General features: G+C 75.7%; 12 protein-coding genes. 7 read left to right on the top strand and 5 right to left on the bottom strand.

The window, feature by feature from the left end; translation table 11 throughout:
- Positions 1 to 1,406, bottom strand: a 1,406-nt coding sequence (locus ACZ6J5_RS18935) for an AfsR/SARP family transcriptional regulator (protein WP_469392841.1), incomplete at its 3' end; no start/stop codon positions are given.
- Positions 1,407 to 1,553: 147 nt separating this feature from the next.
- Here ACZ6J5_RS18935 and ACZ6J5_RS18930 point away from each other — a divergent pair.
- Both ACZ6J5_RS18930 and ACZ6J5_RS18925 read left to right on the top strand, forming a co-directional pair.
- Positions 1,554 to 3,707 (top strand): SpoIIE family protein phosphatase, encoded by a 2,154-nt coding sequence (locus ACZ6J5_RS18930; RefSeq protein ID WP_469392840.1) that lies wholly within the window; start codon positions 1,554 to 1,556, stop codon positions 3,705 to 3,707.
- Between the two features lie 20 nt (positions 3,708 to 3,727).
- The gene (locus ACZ6J5_RS18925) at positions 3,728 to 4,741 is read left to right on the top strand and encodes a PHP domain-containing protein (protein ID WP_469392887.1); all 1,014 of its coding nucleotides are present in this window, start codon (positions 3,728 to 3,730) and stop codon (positions 4,739 to 4,741) included.
- Between the two features lie 85 nt (positions 4,742 to 4,826).
- Here the strand turns inward: ACZ6J5_RS18925 and ACZ6J5_RS18920 are convergent, their stop codons facing one another.
- Positions 4,827 to 6,218 carry an NADP-dependent succinic semialdehyde dehydrogenase gene (locus ACZ6J5_RS18920; RefSeq protein ID WP_469392838.1) on the bottom strand — a complete coding sequence of 464 codons (1,392 nt, stop codon included), beginning with the start codon at positions 6,216 to 6,218 and terminating at the stop codon, positions 4,827 to 4,829.
- A gap of 109 nt (positions 6,219 to 6,327) precedes the next feature.
- Positions 6,328 to 7,005 (bottom strand): ThuA domain-containing protein, encoded by a 678-nt coding sequence (locus ACZ6J5_RS18915; protein WP_469392885.1) that lies wholly within the window; start codon positions 7,003 to 7,005, stop codon positions 6,328 to 6,330.
- 295 nt (positions 7,006 to 7,300) lie between these two features.
- Between ACZ6J5_RS18915 and ACZ6J5_RS18910 the strand changes: the two genes are divergently transcribed.
- Positions 7,301 to 8,107 carry a class II aldolase/adducin family protein gene (locus ACZ6J5_RS18910; protein WP_469392836.1) on the top strand — a complete coding sequence of 269 codons (807 nt, stop codon included), beginning with the start codon at positions 7,301 to 7,303 and terminating at the stop codon, positions 8,105 to 8,107.
- Here ACZ6J5_RS18910 and ACZ6J5_RS18905 read toward each other — a convergent pair.
- Positions 8,076 to 8,714 carry a TetR/AcrR family transcriptional regulator gene (locus ACZ6J5_RS18905; protein ID WP_469392834.1) on the bottom strand — a complete coding sequence of 213 codons (639 nt, stop codon included), beginning with the start codon at positions 8,712 to 8,714 and terminating at the stop codon, positions 8,076 to 8,078. The genes ACZ6J5_RS18910 and ACZ6J5_RS18905 overlap by 32 nt on opposite strands.
- Before the next feature lie 218 nt (positions 8,715 to 8,932).
- Between ACZ6J5_RS18905 and ACZ6J5_RS18900 the strand changes: the two genes are divergently transcribed.
- The 3 genes from ACZ6J5_RS18900 to ACZ6J5_RS18890 are packed head-to-tail and all read left to right on the top strand — an operon-like array spanning position 8,933 to position 13,347.
- Entirely contained in the window at positions 8,933 to 11,530 is a 2,598-nt protein-coding gene (locus ACZ6J5_RS18900; RefSeq protein WP_469392832.1) for an FHA domain-containing protein, read from the top strand.
- 6 nt (positions 11,531 to 11,536) lie between these two features.
- Entirely contained in the window at positions 11,537 to 12,265 is a 729-nt protein-coding gene (locus tag ACZ6J5_RS18895) for a hypothetical protein (protein ID WP_469392830.1), read from the top strand.
- Positions 12,262 to 13,347 carry a serine/threonine-protein kinase gene (locus tag ACZ6J5_RS18890; protein ID WP_469392828.1) on the top strand — a complete coding sequence of 362 codons (1,086 nt, stop codon included), beginning with the start codon at positions 12,262 to 12,264 and terminating at the stop codon, positions 13,345 to 13,347. The genes ACZ6J5_RS18895 and ACZ6J5_RS18890 overlap by 4 nt, the downstream gene beginning before the upstream one ends.
- A 93-nt stretch (positions 13,348 to 13,440) precedes the next feature.
- On the opposite strand, the gene ACZ6J5_RS18885 is transcribed toward ACZ6J5_RS18890, so the two are convergent.
- Positions 13,441 to 14,763, bottom strand: coding sequence for a streptophobe family protein (locus ACZ6J5_RS18885; protein ID WP_469392826.1), 1,323 nt, complete (start codon positions 14,761 to 14,763; stop codon positions 13,441 to 13,443).
- A gap of 93 nt (positions 14,764 to 14,856) precedes the next feature.
- Between ACZ6J5_RS18885 and ACZ6J5_RS18880 the strand changes: the two genes are divergently transcribed.
- Entirely contained in the window at positions 14,857 to 16,296 is a 1,440-nt protein-coding gene (locus tag ACZ6J5_RS18880; RefSeq protein ID WP_469392824.1) for a DUF6777 domain-containing protein, read from the top strand.
- Positions 16,297 to 16,551: the final 255 nt, after the last annotated feature.

Genomic DNA, 16,551 nt, shown 5'->3' with positions numbered 1-16,551 from the left:
CGCGCCAGCAACACCTCCACCAACTCCGCCACCGCACCCACCACATGCTCACAGTTGTCCAGCACCAGCAGCATCCGCCGCCGCGCACAGTGCTCCACGAGGGCGACGAGGGGGTCGCGCGCCTTGCCGTCGGCCAGGGCGGGGCCGCTCCAGAGCTGGGTCTCCCGGGCGCCGAAGGCGGTCAGGACGGCGGCCGGCACATCGGACTCCGCGCGCACGGACGCGAGTTCGGCCACCCAGACCTCCCGCTCCACTGCCCCCTCCACACCCCGGGCCGCCTCCATCGCGAGCCGGGTCTTCCCGACGCCGCCGGGACCCAGCAGGGTGACGAGCCGCGCCCCCACCAGCTCCGCCGCCACCTCGGCCAGTTCCTTCTCCCGGCCCAGGAACGAGGTCAGCGCGAGGGGCAGTGCCGGACGGGGGGTCGGGAGCGGATTCGGATTCGGATTCGGATTCGGATGCGGGTGCGGGTGCGGGTGCAGGTACGGGTACGGGTGCGGATTCAGGTGGGGATTCGGATTCGGGTGGGCTCCGTGCGCGGGGGGCGGAGTGCGGGGCCCTGGCGCCGCGCCCGTCAGCAGTTCCTCGTACAGCTCTCTCAGTTCCGGGCCGGGGTCGGTGCCCAGGCGCTCCGCGAGGGTGCCGCGCACCGTCTCGTACGCGGCGAGGGCCTCGGCCGGGCGGCCGGCGGCCCGCAGCGCGCGCAGGTGGAGGGCGTGCAGCGGCTCGTCCAGCGGGTGCTCGGCGGCCAGCTCGGCCAGGGGGGCGACCGCCTCCCGGGCCTCGCCGAGGGCCACGGCGGCGGCGAGCCGGTCGCGGCGGGCGCGGGTGCGGCGGTGTTCGGCCCGGACGGCCAGGGGGTCGGTGTCGTACCCGGGGAGGTCGGCGAGGGCCGGGCCCCGCCACAGTTCCAGGGCCTCGTCCAGGAGCTCCGCGGCGCGCGCGGGGCGGTCCGCGTCGAGCTCGCGGGCGGCGGCGTCGGCGTTCCGCTCGAAGCGGAAGTAATCGATCTCCTCGGGCGCCCCGACGACGAGCCGGTAGCCGCCGGGCTCCGACGCGACCGCCTCCGGCCCGAGGGCCCTGCGCAGCCGCCCGACGAGCGCCTGGAGCGCCGCCAGCCGCCCGCCCGTGCCCGTACCCGCCGTACCCGCCGTACCCGTCCCCGCCGTATCCCTGTCCCTGTCCGTCCCGGCCCTCGCACCGGCTCCCGCCCCGCCGCCGTACCCCGCCGGACCGGCCTCCTCGCCCCAGACCTGGTCGATCAGGGCGTCCGTGCGCACCGGGCGGCCGCCCGCCGCCGCGAGGGCGGTGAGCAGGGCGCGGAGCCGGGCGCCGTTGAGGGCGGCGGCGGTCCCGTCGGGGCGGAGGGCCTGGGCGGGACCGAGGATGCGGTAGAGGGGCTGCACCGCCCCATTCTGGCCGAGGTCCCCGCGCGCCCCGTGACCGCGGTGACGGCCCGGCGGGGAAGCGCCCCGGCGCCGGCGCGGAAAGCACTCCGGCCGCCGGTGTCGCCGCCATGGCGTACGGGGGGTGCCGGTTCGACAATGGGGAGGATGACCGAGGACGAGCTGAGCGCGCGCGGTGGCGAGATCGGGCCGACCGAGCGTCTCGCCATGAACCGCACCGGCAGCTTCGACTGGGATCTCGACACCGGCACCATCGATGTCGACGGCGCCGGGCTGCTGGTCTTCGGAGTGTCCGCCGAGCGGTTCGACGGTCGGCCGGCCACGCTGGTGCGGGGGCTCGACCCGGAGGAGCGCTCGCGGCTCGACACGGTGATCAAGCGGGCGATCACCGGCGGGGAGTCCTCGTACACGGCGCACGTGCGGCTGGAGCGGGCCGACGGGACACCCCAATGGACGCACGTGCAGGCGCGGATCCTGCGCCGGGAAGGGCGCATGGCGTACCGGATCGTGGGGATCGTGCGGGACGCGACGGCGGAGGTGACGCACTCGGCGTTCCTGCTGGAGCTGGAGAAACGCCGCGAGGTGCAGACGACCATCGTGGAGCGCACGACGCACGCGCTGTCACGGGCGGTCACGGTGGACGACGTGACGGCGGCGCTGACCGGCCCCGGCGGGCTGGCCCGGCTGGGTGCGGAGGGGCTCGCGCTGGGGCTGGTGGAGAACGACTCGCTTCACATCATCGCCCTGTCGGGCGAGGCGCTGGACGTGTTCGACGACTTCCGGGTCCGGCGGCTCGACCGGGGGCTGCCACTGGCGGAGACGGTGCTCAGCGGTCGGCCCCGGTTCGTGTCGAACTTCCCTTCGCTGGGGCGGGACTTCCCCGAACTGGCACCGTACGTGAAGCGGATGCCGTTCAAGTCGGCCTGCTATCTGCCGCTGATCGCGCAGGCGCGCAAGCTGGGCGGGCTGGCGCTGTTCTACCGGCGGCGCAGCACCTTCAACGCGGACGAGCGGAACCTGCTGCTGGGCCTCGCGGCGATCGTGTCGCAGTCGCTGCAGCGGGCGATCCTGTTCGACGAGGAGCGGGAGCTGGCCACGGGGCTCCAGGCGATGATGCTGCCGCGCCGGATCCCGGTGATCACCGGCGGCGAGATCGCGGTGCGGTACCACGCGGCGTGGAGCGGGCGGCAGGTCGGCGGCGACTGGTACGACGTGATCCCGCTGCCGCGCGGCCGGGTCGGGATCGTCGTGGGCGACGTGCAGGGGCACGACACGCACGCCGCCGCGATCATGGGGCAGCTGCGGATCGCGCTGCGGGCGTACGCGGGCGAGGGCCATGCCCCGTCCACGGTGCTGGCGCGGGCCTCCCGCTTCCTCGCCGAGCTGGACACCAACCGCTTCGCGACCTGTACGTACGCACAGGTGGACCTGGCGAGCGGCACGGTGCGCGGGGTGCGGGCGGGGCACCTGGGGCCGCTGATCCGGCACACGGACGGGCGGGTCGGGCGACCGAAGCTGCGCGGCGGGCTGCCGCTGGGGCTGGCGACGGTCTTCGGGGACGAGGAGTACCCGGAGACGCGGCTCGACCTGGTGCCGGGCGAGACGCTGGTGCTGTGCACGGACGGGCTGGTCGAGCAGCCGGGCACGGACATCGAGGCGGGGCTCTCGGCGCTCGCGGAGGCGGTGGGCGGCGGGCCGCCGCAGGCGGAGGCGCTGGCCGACCACCTGTCGGAGCGGCTGTGGGAGCGCTGGGGCGCGGGCGACGACGTGGCGCTGCTGGTGCTGCGGCGCAGTCCGGACCCGGGGACGCCGCGGGCTCCGCGCATCCACCAGTACATCCACCAGGCCGATCCGCAGGGCCTGTCGGACGCGCGGGCCGCCGTCGGGCAGGCGCTCACGGACTGGGGTATGCCCGAACTGGCGGACGATGCAGAGCTGTTGACGGGCGAGCTGCTGGTGAACGTACTGCTGCACACCGAGGGCGGCGCGGTGCTGACCCTGGAGGTGCTGCCCGAGCCGGTGCGGCGGGTGCGCCTGTCGGTGCAGGACCGGTCGAGCGCGTGGCCGCGGCGGCGCACGCCGGGAGAGGCGGCGACGTCGGGCCGGGGGCTGCTGCTGATGGACGCGCTGGCCTCGCGGTGGGGCGTGGAGCCACGCGGCGAGGGCAAGGCGGTGTGGTGCGAGATCGGGCCCGCGCCGGCGGCGGGCCCGGCCGGCTCGGCGGGGTCGGCCGGCTCGGCGGGGTCGGCCGGCTCGGCGGGGTCGGCCGGCTCGGCGGGGTCGGCCGGCTCGGCGGGCTGAGCGGAAGGAGGGTGCGGGCGATGGACCCGGTGGCGGCGTTGGAGCGGATCGCGTTCCTGCTGGAGCGCGGGCAGGCGCCCACGTACCGCGTGCGCGCCTTCCGTACGGCGTCGGCGGCGGTGACGGCGCTGGGCCCGGCGGAGGTGGCGCGGCGGACGGCGGCGGGGACGCTGGAGGCGGTGAAGGGCATCGGGCCGAAGACGGCGGCGGTCGTGCGCGAGGCGCTGGAGGGCCGGGTGCCCGCCTATCTGGAGCGTCTGGAGCGGGAGATCCAGATGCCGGAGGTGACGGGCGGGGAGGCACTGCGGGCGGCGCTGCGCGGCGACTGCCACCTCCACTCCGACTGGTCGGACGGTGGCAGCACCATCGTGGACATGGGCCGGACGGCGGCCCGGATCGGGCACGAGTGGGCGGTGCTGACCGACCATTCGCCGAGCCTGAAGGTGGCGCGGGGCCTCTCCCCGGAGCGGCTGCGCGAGCAACTGGACCTGGTGGCGCGGCTGAACGCGGAGTGGGCGCCGTTCCGGCTGCTCACCGGCATCGAGTGCGACATCCTGGAGGACGGCTCCCTGGACCAGGAGCCGGAGCTGCTGGACCGGCTGGACCTGGTGGTCGGCTCGGTGCACTCGAAGCTGCGGATGGAGTCGCGGGCGATGACGCGGCGGCTGGAGAAGGCGGTCCGCAATCCGCTGATGGACGTGCTCGGGCACTGCACGGGGCGGCTGGTGAGCGGCGGGCGGCTGCGCCCGGAGTCGGAGTTCGACGCGGAACGGGTCTTCGCCGCCTGCGCCGAGGCCGGGACGGCGGTGGAGATCAACAGCCGTCCGGAACGCCGCGACCCGCCCCTCCGGCTGCTGCGGCTCGCGCTGGCGGCCGGGACGCACTTCGCCGTCGACACGGACGCCCACGCCCCGGGCCAGCTGGAGTGGCAGATCCTCGGCTGCGCCCGCGCGGAGGAGTGCGGGGTCCCGGCGGACCGGGTGATCAACACGTGGACGGCGGAGGAGCTGCTGGAATGGACGCGGGGGCGGTAGCCGGACGGGCGGGGGGCCGGGCGGGGCGGGCGCGGGCCGGACGGTACGGGGGGGCGGGCCGGACGGTACGGGGGCGGGGGTGCGGTCAGCGGCGCTGCCAGATCGTCGTGATGTTGCAGAACTCGCGGATGCCGTGGCCGGAGAGCTCGCGGCCGTAGCCGGAGCGCTTCACGCCGCCGAAGGGGAGCGCGGGGTGGGAGGCGGTCATGCCGTTCACGAAGACGCCGCCCGCCTCCAGGTCGCGCACGAAGAAGGCGAGGTCGTCCGCGTCACGGGTCCAGACGTTCGAACTGAGCCCGAACGGCGAGTCGTTGGCGACGGCGACGGCCTCCTCGACGTCGGCGACGGGATAGAGGGTGGCCACGGGACCGAAGGTCTCCTCGCGGTGGACGCGCATCTCCGGGGTGATGCCGGTGAGCACGGTCGGGCGGTAGAACCAGCCGCGCGGCCGGTCCTCGGGGCGGCTCGCCCCGCACAGGACGGTGGCGCCCCGGCGTACGGCGTCGTCGACGAGGGCCTCCAGGTCGGCCCGGCCCTGTGCGGTGGCGAGGGGGCCGACGTCGGTGTTCTCGTCCAGGGGGTCGCCGACGGTGAGCGCGTTCATGGCGGCGGTGAAGCGCTCGGCGAAGTCGTCGTAGACGTCCCGGTGGACGATGAAGCGCTTGGCGGCGATGCACGACTGCCCGTTGTTCTGCACGCGGGCGGTGACCGCCGTCTTGACCGCGCGCGGGATGTCGGCGGAGGGCATCACGATGTACGGGTCGCTGCCGCCGAGCTCCAGCACCGTCTTCTTCACCTCGTCCCCGGCGATCGCGGCGACGGACCGGCCGGCCGGCTCGCTGCCGGTGAGCGTGGCGGCGACGATCCGGGGGTCGCGCAGCACGCCCTCGACCGCGCCGGAGGGGATCAGGAGGGTCTGGAAGCAGCCCTCGGGGAAGCCGGCCCGGCGGAAGAGTCCGCCGAGGTAGAGGGCGGTCTGGGGGACGTTCGAGGCGTGCTTGAGCAGTCCCGTGTTGCCGGCCATCAGGGCCGGCGCCGCGAAGCGGATCACCTGCCAGAGCGGGAAGTTCCACGGCATGACGGCCAGCACCGGGCCCAGCGGCCGGTACACGACCCTGGCGGTGTCCGCGCCCGCGTCCTGCGCGTCCTGCTCGGCGGGGTGCTCGTCGGCGAGCAGCGCCTCGGCGTGCTCGGCGTACCAGCGCATGGTCTTCGCGCACTTCGCCGCCTCGGCACGGGCGGCGGCGATCGGTTTGCCCATCTCGGTCGTCATCGTGCGCGCGATGTCGTCGGTGTCCTCGTCGAGGAGCGCGGCGGCGGCCCGCATCAGACGCGCCCGGTCGGCGAAGGGGGTGGTGCGGTACTGGCGGTACGCCTCGTGGGCGGCGTCGATCCGCCGTTCGACCTCGGCGGGCCCGTGGGCCTCGTACGTGCGCAGCGTCTCGCCGGTCGCCGGGTTCACGGTGGCGATGCCCATGTCGTCTCCTCCTGGCCTCCGCCCCCTCCGGCAACCTTTCGCGCCCCGGCGCCCGGCGCAATCGGGGCGGGGCGGCGGGGTGACACGCCCGGACGCGGGGGGCCCGGGCTCAGCCGCCGGTCACCCAGCGGAGGGCGCCCGCGAGGTGGGCGCGGAAGACGGGGTCCGCGTACGCCTCCGGGGCGTGCCCGAGGGCCGTGAACAGGAACCGGCCGCCGCCGGGCCCGGTCTCCCGGGACCAGACGAGCGGATGGTCCGCGCCGAGGGTGCCGCCCCGGTAGCTGGTCTCGTCGGCGCGGGCGAGGACCCGCACGCCGGTGGGACGGGGGTTGGCGGTGAAGTCGTACCACTCGTCCGTCCACCGCCAGCGGGCCGGCAGGCAGGCCGTCGCCGGGTGCCCGGGGGCGTCCACGCGGACGGTGCCCGGCTGGATCTCGGGGTGCCCGGCGAAGCGGGTGCCGAGGAGCTCGCCGTAGAAGGGCCAGTCGGGTTCGGCGTTGGCGGCGGCGTGTACGGCGAGGAGCCCGCCGCCGCCGCGTACGTACGCTTCGAGGGCGGCGCGCCCGGTGTCGGTGAGCACGGTCCCGGTCGTGGACAGGAGGACGACGGCGGCGCAGCGGGCCAGCCGGGCGGGGGTGAACGCGGCGGGGTCCTCGGTGGCCTCGGCCCGCAGCCCCGCCGCCTCGGCCAGTTCGGCGATCGTGGCGGACCCTGCCGGGATGGAGTCGTGGCGGTAGCCGGCGGTGCGGGTGTAGACGAGGACGTCCTTGGCGAGGTCGTCCTTCACGGGAAGGTTGTTCACGAGGTCGTCCTTCACGAGGAGGTCCTTCACCAGGAGGTCCTTCACGGGGGTGTCGCTCACGTGGCTCGCTCCTCGGGCGGCGGGGATAGGTCTCCAACGGTCGCAGCAAGCGCTTTCTACGCTGCCCGGCCGGTGCGACGGTAGCGCATGCGGCCCCGCTCGCGATCCGTGCGCACACGGAGGCACCGCCGGTCCCCGTCGTGCTGAGCGGTGAGGTCATTGGCGGGCCCGCCCCTTCCCCGTAGCCTCTCGCGCGCCCACCGCACCCCGGGGAGGAACCATGAGCACCCTGCCGCCCGCGCTCGCCGCCGCCGTCGGTCCGCTGCCGGAGGGGGTGACCCTGCCGCTGCCGCCGAGCTTCGCCACCGTCGACGAGGAGCGCCGCTACCGCAAGGAGCAACTGGCCGCCGGATTCCGGATCTTCGGCCGGTTCGGCTTCTCGGAGGGGGTCGCCGGGCACATCACCGTGCGCGACCCGGGCGAGCCCGACACCTTCTGGGTCAACCCCTTCGGCATGAGCTTCCTCCAGATCAAGGCGTCCGACCTGATCCGGGTCGACCACGAGGGCCGTGTCCTCGACGGGCGCCGCCCGGTGAACCGGGCCGCCTTCGTCATCCACGCGCAGGTGCACACCGCCCGGCCCGACGCCGTCGCCGCCGCCCACGCGCACTCCCTCTACGGCAAGGCCTTCTCCAGCCTCGGCGTCCCGCTCGACCCGATCACCCAGGACGCCTGCGCGTTCTTCGAGGACCACGGGATCTACGCCGACTACCGGGGCGTCGTCAACGAGACGCAGGAGGGCGAGCGGGTCGCGAAGGCGCTCGGCGCGTACAAGGCGGTCATCCTCCAGAACCACGGGCTGCTCACCGTCGGGCAGTCGGTCGCCGAGGCGGTGTGGTGGTTCGTCACCATGGAACGCTCCTGTCAGGCGCAGTTGGCGGCGATGGCCGCCGGTACGCCCCGGCTCATCGACCGGGAGACGGCGCTGCTCACGCGCGGGCAGCTCGGCACCCCGCTGGCCGGCTGGTTCCAGGCCCGGCCGCTGTGGGACCAGATCACGGCCTCGGACCCGGACCTGTCCCACTGACGACGGGCCGGGTGCAGGACTCCAGCAGCGGTGCGAGGAAGTCCCGTTCGAGGGTGCCCGGGGGCAGGGCGGCCGGTTCGACGTAGCTCTGCGCCAGGCCGCCCTCCCGCAGGGCCACGATCAGGCGGGCGAACCGGTCGGCGTCGACGGTGAGTTCGCGGCCCGCGCGGCGCAGGACGAGCTCGACGCCCCGGGCGATCTCGGCCCGCAGCCGGGCGTCGTGGCGGGCGAGCACCCAGGCCGCCTGCGGGTCGCGGACGGCGTGCAGGGTGAACTCCGTGCTGACCAGGTACCAGTCGCGCTCGTCCGGGTCCACCCGGGAGGCCAGCTCCGCGATCCGCTCCAGCGTGTACTCCTCCGGGCCGAGCGCGTCGACGGACTCGGCGAGCCGGCGCACGATCTTCTCGCTGTGCGCGTCGAAGAGGGCGAGGAAGAGCTCTTCCTTCCCGGCGAAGTTCGAGTAGTAGGCCCCGCGCGTGAACCCGGCGCGCTCGCAGATCCGCTCGATCGAGGCGGCGTGGAACCCGTGCTCGGCGAAGGTCTCCAGGGCCGCCTTCAACAGGGCCTCGCGGGTCCGTGGCCGGCGCCCGGTGACACCCTTCGGCACGGTCCCCCACCTCCTCGTTCCCGCGCGGTTCCCGCACGGCTCCCGCACGTCGTCGGCGCGGCCCGCCGGGCGGCGGGGCGACCACCATACTCGGCCGTGGCGTGTTCGCCCCCCGGCCGAGTCGCGGCGCGACCCCGCCGGCCGGCTCCGGGGAGGGACACGCGCCGGCCGGTGGTCTGCGAGCGCGCGATCGCGCCCGTCCCCGTAGGATTTCGGATATGGGAGAGCGGCCCGTCGCGCCCGCCGCGCCCGAGCTGGTCGTGGAGATCGGCGGGGACGCGACCGTGATGAACCCGAGTCGCGTCTATCGCATCGGACGCGACCCCACCAGCGACTTCGTCCTGGCCGATGCCCGGGCGTCCTGGCACCACGCCGTGCTGCGGGCGGCGGGGGGCCGGTGGACGGTCGAGGACGAGGGCAGCACGAACGGCACCTACGCGGACGACCGGCGGGTGCACCTGAGCGCGGTCGGCCCCGGCACCGTCATCCGCTTCGGACACCCGGCGGACGGCCCCACGGCCACCCTCTCGGCCCCCTCGGCCCCCTCCAGCCTCTCGGCCCCCTCGGCCCTCTCGTCCCCCTCGGCCCCTTCCGCCCCCTCGTCCGCCCCGCCGGAGCCGGTCCCCGGACCAGGGCCGGGCCACCCGGAACCGGAACCAGAGCCGCCGGGGCCCGCGGCCACTCCGGAGCCCGGCCCGGTGCCGGCTCCCGCGTCCGTACCGGAGCCCGGCCGCGTACCGGACCCCGGTCCCGTCGCGCCCCGCGTCCCCCCGCGCCCGTCCTCCGTCTCGTATCCCGCCCGTACGGGCACCTTCCGGCAGCCGACCTCCGTGCGGCCCCTGCCCGCGCGCGGGGTGCGGATCGGGCGCGGGCCCGACAACGACCTCGTCGTCGACGACCTGACCGTCTCGCGCCGCCACGCCGAGCTGCTGGCCGCGCCGGACGGCACGTACTGGATCCATGACCTCGGCAGCCACAACGGCACCTTCCTCAACGGCAGCCCCGTCGAGCGTGCCCGGGTGACGGCCGAGGACATCGTCGGCATCGGCCACCACGCCTTCTGCCTCATCGGCGGCGACCTCGTCGAGTTCACCGACACCGGCGAGGTCTCGCTCGACGTGCAGGAGCTCGCCGTCACCGTCGACCACGGGCGCAAGACCCTCCTCGACGGCGTCTCCTTCCCCGTCGGGCAGAAGTGCCTGCTGGCCGTCGTCGGCCCGTCCGGCGCCGGGAAGTCGACCCTGCTCAACGCGCTCACCGGGCTGCGGCCCGCCGACCGGGGCACCGTCCTCTACGACGGCCGCGACCTCTACCGCGACTACGCGGAGCTGCGCCGGCGCATCGGCCTCGTCCCGCAGGACGACATCCTGCACCTCCAGCTCACCGTGCGCCGGGCCCTCTCGTACGCCGCCGAGCTGCGCTTCCCCGAGGACACCGACCCCGCCGAGCGGCGCGCCCGCGTGGACGAGGTGATCGGCGAACTCGGGCTCGTGGAGCGGGCGGAGCAGCCGATCCACAGCCTCTCCGGCGGGCAGCGCAAGCGGGTCAGCGTGGCCCTGGAGCTGCTCACCAAGCCCTCGCTGCTCTTCCTGGACGAGCCGACGTCCGGACTCGACCCGGGCATGGACCGCTCCGTGATGCACATGCTGCGCGGGCTCGCCGACGACGGGCGCACCGTCATCGTCGTCACGCACAGCGTGCTCAGCCTCGACGTCTGCGACCGGCTGCTGGTCCTCGCGCCGGGCGGCCGGGTCGCCTACTTCGGCCCGCCCGACGAGACCCTCGGCTTCTTCGGCTACGCGCAGTGGCCGGAGGCGTTCGAGGCCTTCGAGAACGACCGGGACCGCGACTGGGCCGGGCAGTACCGCGCCTCGCGCCTCCAGCGGCGGTACATCGACGAGCCGATGGCCCGGCCCGGGAGCGGCGGGGCCGCCGCCGGGGCGCCGGGAGCCCCGGGCACACCGGGCGCCCCGGCCGGGGTCCCGGCGCCGCCGCCGAAGGCGCAGAGCTGGTGGTCGCAGCTGCGGACGCTGGTGCGCCGCTACACGGCCGCGCTCTCCGCCGACCGCACCTTCCTCGTGATCATGGTGGCGCTGCCGTTCGTCATGGGCGCGATGGCCCGGGCCCTCTCCGAGGGCAGCCTGAACGCGGAGTCCACGTTCAACGTGCTCCTGATCCTGTGCGTCGGCGGCGTCCTCACCGGTGCCGCGAACGCGGTCCGGGAGCTGGTCAAGGAGCGCACCATCTACCGGCGCGAGAGAGCCGTCGGCCTGTCCCGTTCCGCGTACCTCATGTCGAAGGTCGTCGTCCTCGGTGTGATCACGGTCGTGCAGGCCGTGGTCCTGACCCTGGTGGCGCTGGTCGGCGTGCCGCTGAACGTCCCGGGCGGCAAGGGCGTGCTGATGCCCCCGCTCGTGGAGCTCACCCTGGCCGTCGCGCTGCTCGCGTTCACCGCGATGATGCTCGGCCTGTTCGTCTCCGCCCTGGTGAGCAAGGAGGAGGTGACGATGCCGCTGCTCGTCCTCCTCGCGATCGTGCAGGTGGTGTTCTGCGGGGCCCTGCTCAGCGTGCGGGGGACGCCCGTCCTGGAGCAGCTCGCGTGGCTGGTGCCGTCCCGGTGGGCGTTCGCGGCGATGGGCGCGACCATCGACATCGGGACCGTCGCGCCGAGCGCCAAGACGGCGGACCCGCTGATGGCCCACACCGTCGGCGCCTGGCTCTTCGACATGGGGATGCTGGTGGTGCTCTGTGTCGTCCTCGGCTTCGTCGTCGCCCGGCTGCTGCGCCGGCACGAGCCGGTCGTCATGCGGAGGTAGCGTGCCGTGAACACCGTCGTGCCGGAATCCGGCTTCTCGTACGTGCCCGACTTCCGGCCCACGCATGTCGTGCCCCGCGCGGGGCTGCCCGCCTGGGAGTCCCCCGGCCCGGGACTGCCGACGACACCGCTGGACGCCTTCCTGCCGGTGCGGCTCGTGGACCGGGCCGGGGACTGGGGCCGGATCCTGTGCTCCAACGGCTGGTCCGCCTGGGTCGACGCGCGGCTGCTCGTCCCCGTGCCCGACGACCCGCCCGCCGCGGGCCGCCCGCCGGCCCGCACCGCCGACCCCCGGCCGCTGATCGCCCGCGCGGAGGACGCCCTGGGGCGGTACCGGCGGGCGGCGGAGGAGCTGGCCGGGGGCGGGGCGGACGGCGAGACGTTCCGGCGGCGCACCCGGGGGCTGCGGGTGGGGATGGTCGTCGACGGCGAGTCGCTGTGGCTGTACGACGCGGAGCACGAGCGCTGGCTGTACTGCGACGGGACCGGGCTGCTCACGTACGCGGCCTCCGCCGCTCCCTCGGCGGCGGCCGGGCCCGGCGGGCCGGGTGGGGCGGCGGCCTCGCACGAGCCGACGCAGGTCGTCCCCCGGTTGGATCCCGGAGCGGGGGCGGCCGGTGCGGCCGCCGGCGCTCCGCCTGCGGACGACGCCGCCGCTCCGCCCGGCGCGTCGCGCACGCGCGTGGTCCCCAGGTCCGACGCGGACCGCACCGCCGGCTCCGGTGACGGCCGATGACGGCCCCCGGCGGTCCCCCGGACCCGGGTGCGGCCCCGCACCCCGGCCCGCCCGGGGCGGTCCCCACCGACACGGCGCCCGGTACGGCCCCGGAGCCCGGGTTCGCCGAGCTGCCCGTGGGCCGCGACTCGGGGCTCATCGGCAAGCGCATCGCCGGCTACCGGGTCGAGGACGAGATCGGGCGCGGCGGCATGGCGGTGGTGTACCGGGCCCATGACCTGAACCTGGACCGGACCGTGGCGCTGAAGCTGCTCGCGCCCGAGCTGGCCCGTGACGACACCTTCCGCAGGCGCTTCGCGCACGAGTCGCGGGTGGCGGCGGCCATCGACCACCCGCACATCGTGCCGGTCTTCGAGGCGGGCGAGACGGAGGGGCTGCTGTACATCGCGATGCGGTACGTGCCGGGGCAGGACCTGCGGGCCCTGGAGGACCGCGAGGGCGCGCTCGGCCCGTCGGCGACGGGGCGGATCGCGGGCCAGGTGGCCTCGGCCCTGGACGCGGCGCACGCGCACGACCTGGTGCACCGGGACGTGAAGCCCGGCAACATCCTGGTGGCCGAGGGCACCGACCGGGACCATCCCGAGCACGTCTATCTGACCGACTTCGGGCTGACGAAGAAGTCGCTGTCCCTGACCGGGTTCACGACGGTGGGGCAGTTCGTCGGGACGCTGGACTACGTGGCGCCCGAGCAGATCTCGGGCAAGCCGGTGGACGGGCGCTGCGACGTGTACAGCCTGGGGTGCGTGGTCTTCGAGATGCTGACCGGGGTGGTGCCGTTCCGCCGCGACGACGACATCGCGGTGCTGTGGGCCCAGCAGTACGATCCGCCGCCGCCGTTGTCGGAGGTGCGGGCCGGGCTGCCGGAGGCGGCGGACACGGTCCTGGCCAAGGCGCTGGCGAAGGCGCCGGAGGAGCGGTACGGGACGTGCCTGGAGTTCGTGGCGGAGCTGCGGGCGGCGCTGGAGCGGGGAAGGCCCGCGAAGGAGCCGGCGCGCGACACGGGCGGCGGCGGCACCCCGCAGGGCCCGCCGCCCGAGCCCCCGGCGTGGGCGCGGGCCGTGTTCCGGCGGATCGGCGCGTAGTCGCGGGCGGCGGCCGGAGCGCGTGACCGAGGCCGGAGGGCGGCGGCGCGCGGTCTCCCGGACGGCCCCGGGTGCCGCCCGCCCGGGCGGTCCTCACCCCTTCGGCGGCGGGCCCGCGTCCTCTTGTCGTACGGGCACCTCGCCCCGGCGGTGGACGGGGCTCGCGAGGAGGGCGCCGAGGGGGCCGGCCACCAGGCCCCAGAGCAGGGCGAGGCCGGCCGTGCGCCAGACGTCCGGGCGGAGCAGGACCTCGCCGCCGAGCGACGCCAGGTCGCCGATGCCGAGGACCGAGAGGCCGAAGCGCGCCTGGACGAGGGTCAGCGGGACGATGACCAGCATCGTGACGGCGAAGGCGATCCCGAGGCGCAGGGCGTGCTGCCAGAGCCGGGTGCCCGCCGGGGAGCGCACGGCGGCCACGAAGGCGGCGGCGAGCACCAGGACGGCGGCGACGGGCAGCAGCCACCAGGCGCGGGAGTCGTAGGAGGCGAGGCTCGACAGGTCCACGGTGGAGAGGTCCTTGCCGCCGTTCCCGCCGCGCAGGACGTCGTCGAGGATCTGCGGCATGGGCAGGCCGAACGGGCCCTCCACCCTGCCCTGCCAGGAGCCGCCGATGCCGACGCCGAGGGCGAGCCAGCTGACGTTGGGCAGGCCGAGGAGGAGCACGGCGAGGGTCTGCGCGGCGTGCCCCTTGGTCGCGGCGACGACGATCCCGGTGACGAGGCCGATCGCCACGTACGCGAGGGCGAGCAGCAGCATCGCGGAGGCGGCGGGCCGCACGGCCTGGTGGTGGCGGACCAGGCGGGCCGGCAGCGGGGTCGCGCGGGAGACCAGGAGGGCGATGACGAGGACGCCGAGGATCCACAGCAGGCCGTAGAAGAGCGTGGGGCCGAGGTCGGTGCGGAAGCCCACGGTGGGGTTCACGGCGTTCAGGAGCTCGTTGAAGAGGTCGCCGAGGCTTCCGGTGTCCTGGGAGCCGCCGCCGACGCTGATCGGGAAGTCGTGCCGGGCGAGCGCGGAGAGGCCGGCGAGGGCGAGCAGCCACAGCACGACGGTCGGCACGGCGAGCGACAGCAGGGCGCGCCCCCGGGCGACGGCGTGGTGGCGCAGCGGCCGCAGGAAGCAGAAGCCGGCGACGAGCGCGCCCACCAGGGTGACGCTGAGCGGCATGGCGGTGAGTTCGGCCTGCGTACCGGCGAGGTCGCCGGCGCTGCCGGACAGGCCGACCTGTCCGCCCGCCGCCATGACGACGACGGCGGCGAGGACGGCGGCGAACGCGCCCGCGCCGCCGGGGAGGTCCGTCGCGCCCGCGGCCCACAGGCCGAGGCCGGCGACGACGCCCATCGCGAGGAATCCGGCGACGACCGTGAGGAGGGCCGAGGCCGCGTCACGGGCCGGGTTCCCCGGGGAGGTGCTCACCTCGCCCACGCTAGTACCGGTGGGCGCGGTCCGCTTGCGGGCGGGCCCCGGTGGGCGCACACAATGGGCGCGGAACGGAAGAAAGGGAAAAACGTGACTTCCCACCCGCCGTCCGGCACCCCCTCGGTTCCCCCGGTTCCCCCCGCCGGCCCGCCCTCGGGACCCCTCTCGGGCCCCACGACGCGGCCCGGGCAGCCCGCACCCCCACCACCCCCCGGCCCGCCGCACGACGGCTCCGGGGGCGGCTCCGGCGGGGGTGGGAGCGGCGGAGGCGGGAGCGGGGGCGGCGGCTCCGGCCCCGGAGGCCCCGGGCCCGGCCAGGGTTCCGGCGGCGCGGCCGGGGGCGGCGGCAAGCCCCCCTGGTGGCGTTCCGTCCCGAAGGTCGCCTCGGTCACCGCCGTCCTGGTGGCGGCGATCGCGCTCGTCGTCGTCCTCACCCGGGGCGACGGCGGCAGCGGGAAGAACGAGGCCGGCGGAGGCGGCGGAGGCGAGGTCTTCCTGCAGAACACCTCCGCGTCCGGACCCGACCCCTTCACCCGTTCGACGGCCCAGTCGACCGGCGCGTCGATGTCGCCCGTTCCACTGCCCAGCGAGACCGGCGCCGACACCAACGCCACGCGCAGCGTGCAGGGTTCGGCCCCCGGCCTGTACGGCGGCACCCACCGGACCGCGAGCTGCGACGTCGAGCGGCAGATCCGCTTCCTCGCCGACGAGCCACCGAAGAACGCGGCCTTCGCCAAGGTCGTCGGCATCTCGGCGAACGAGGTCCCCGGCTATCTGCGCTCCCTGACCTCGGTCCAGCTCCGCGTCGACACCCGCGTCACCAACCACGGCTTCCGTGACGGGTCCGCGACCCCGTTCCAGTCCGTGCTCCAGGCCGGTACGGCCGTCCTGGTGGACGACCACGGGGTGCCCCGGGTGCGGTGCGCCTGCGGCAACCCGCTGACGCCGCCGGTCGCCCAGTCGGCGCCGAAGCAGGTCGGCACCGGCTGGCCCGGCTACCGGGCGGGCAACACCGTGGTCGTCCAGCCCTCGGTGACGGTCATCAACATCTTCGTGATCTACGACCCGCACCAGGACCGCTGGATCGCCCGGAAGCCCGGCGACACCGGCCGCCACGACCGGCCCACGGCGCCGCCGCCCCCGCCGACGACGTCCCCCTCGGCCTCGCCGTCCTCGTCGACGTCGACCTCCACGTCGCCCTCGACGTCGCCGTCGACCTCCCCGTCGACGTCCCCGTCCACCTCGTCGACGAGCCCGTCGGCCCCGACCTCGTCGTCCTCACCGTCCGCGCCGTCCTCGTCGGCGTCCTCGCCCTCGTCGCCCGCGTCCTCCGCCTCCAGCGCGTCGGCGCCCGCGACGGAGTCGTCGATCACGGGCTCGGCGTCCACCTCGACGTCCGCCTCGACGTCCACCTCGGCGAGCGCCGCCTCCTCCGAGTCGTCCCCGGCCTCGGCCGCCGTCCCGCCCTCGGGCTCCGGCCCGGTCTCGCCGCCCGCCCCGGGCGCGCCCGCCGCTCAGCCGGTCGTCTGAGGCGACGCCGGGGACTCCCCCGGCACCCGTCCGGCGGTACGGGCGTGCCGCCGCGGGACCCGGGCCTCACCCCGGCTCAGCACCGGCCCCGGCACCACCAGGGGGGTGCGGGCGTACACCGTCTCCCCCTCCGGCGGCTCCCAGGCCAGCACGGCCAGGAGCCCGGCGCCCTCGCGACGGGCGAGGGCGGTTGCCGCAGGGCGGCGAGCGAGGCCGGCGAGCCGCCGACGCCGGCCACGACCCTGTTCACGCCGG

The organism is Streptomyces sp. NPDC042100, from assembly GCF_055582325.1.
The sequence above is the reverse complement of the archived record's forward strand: the minus strand, read 5'-3'. Positions and strand labels throughout refer to the sequence as shown.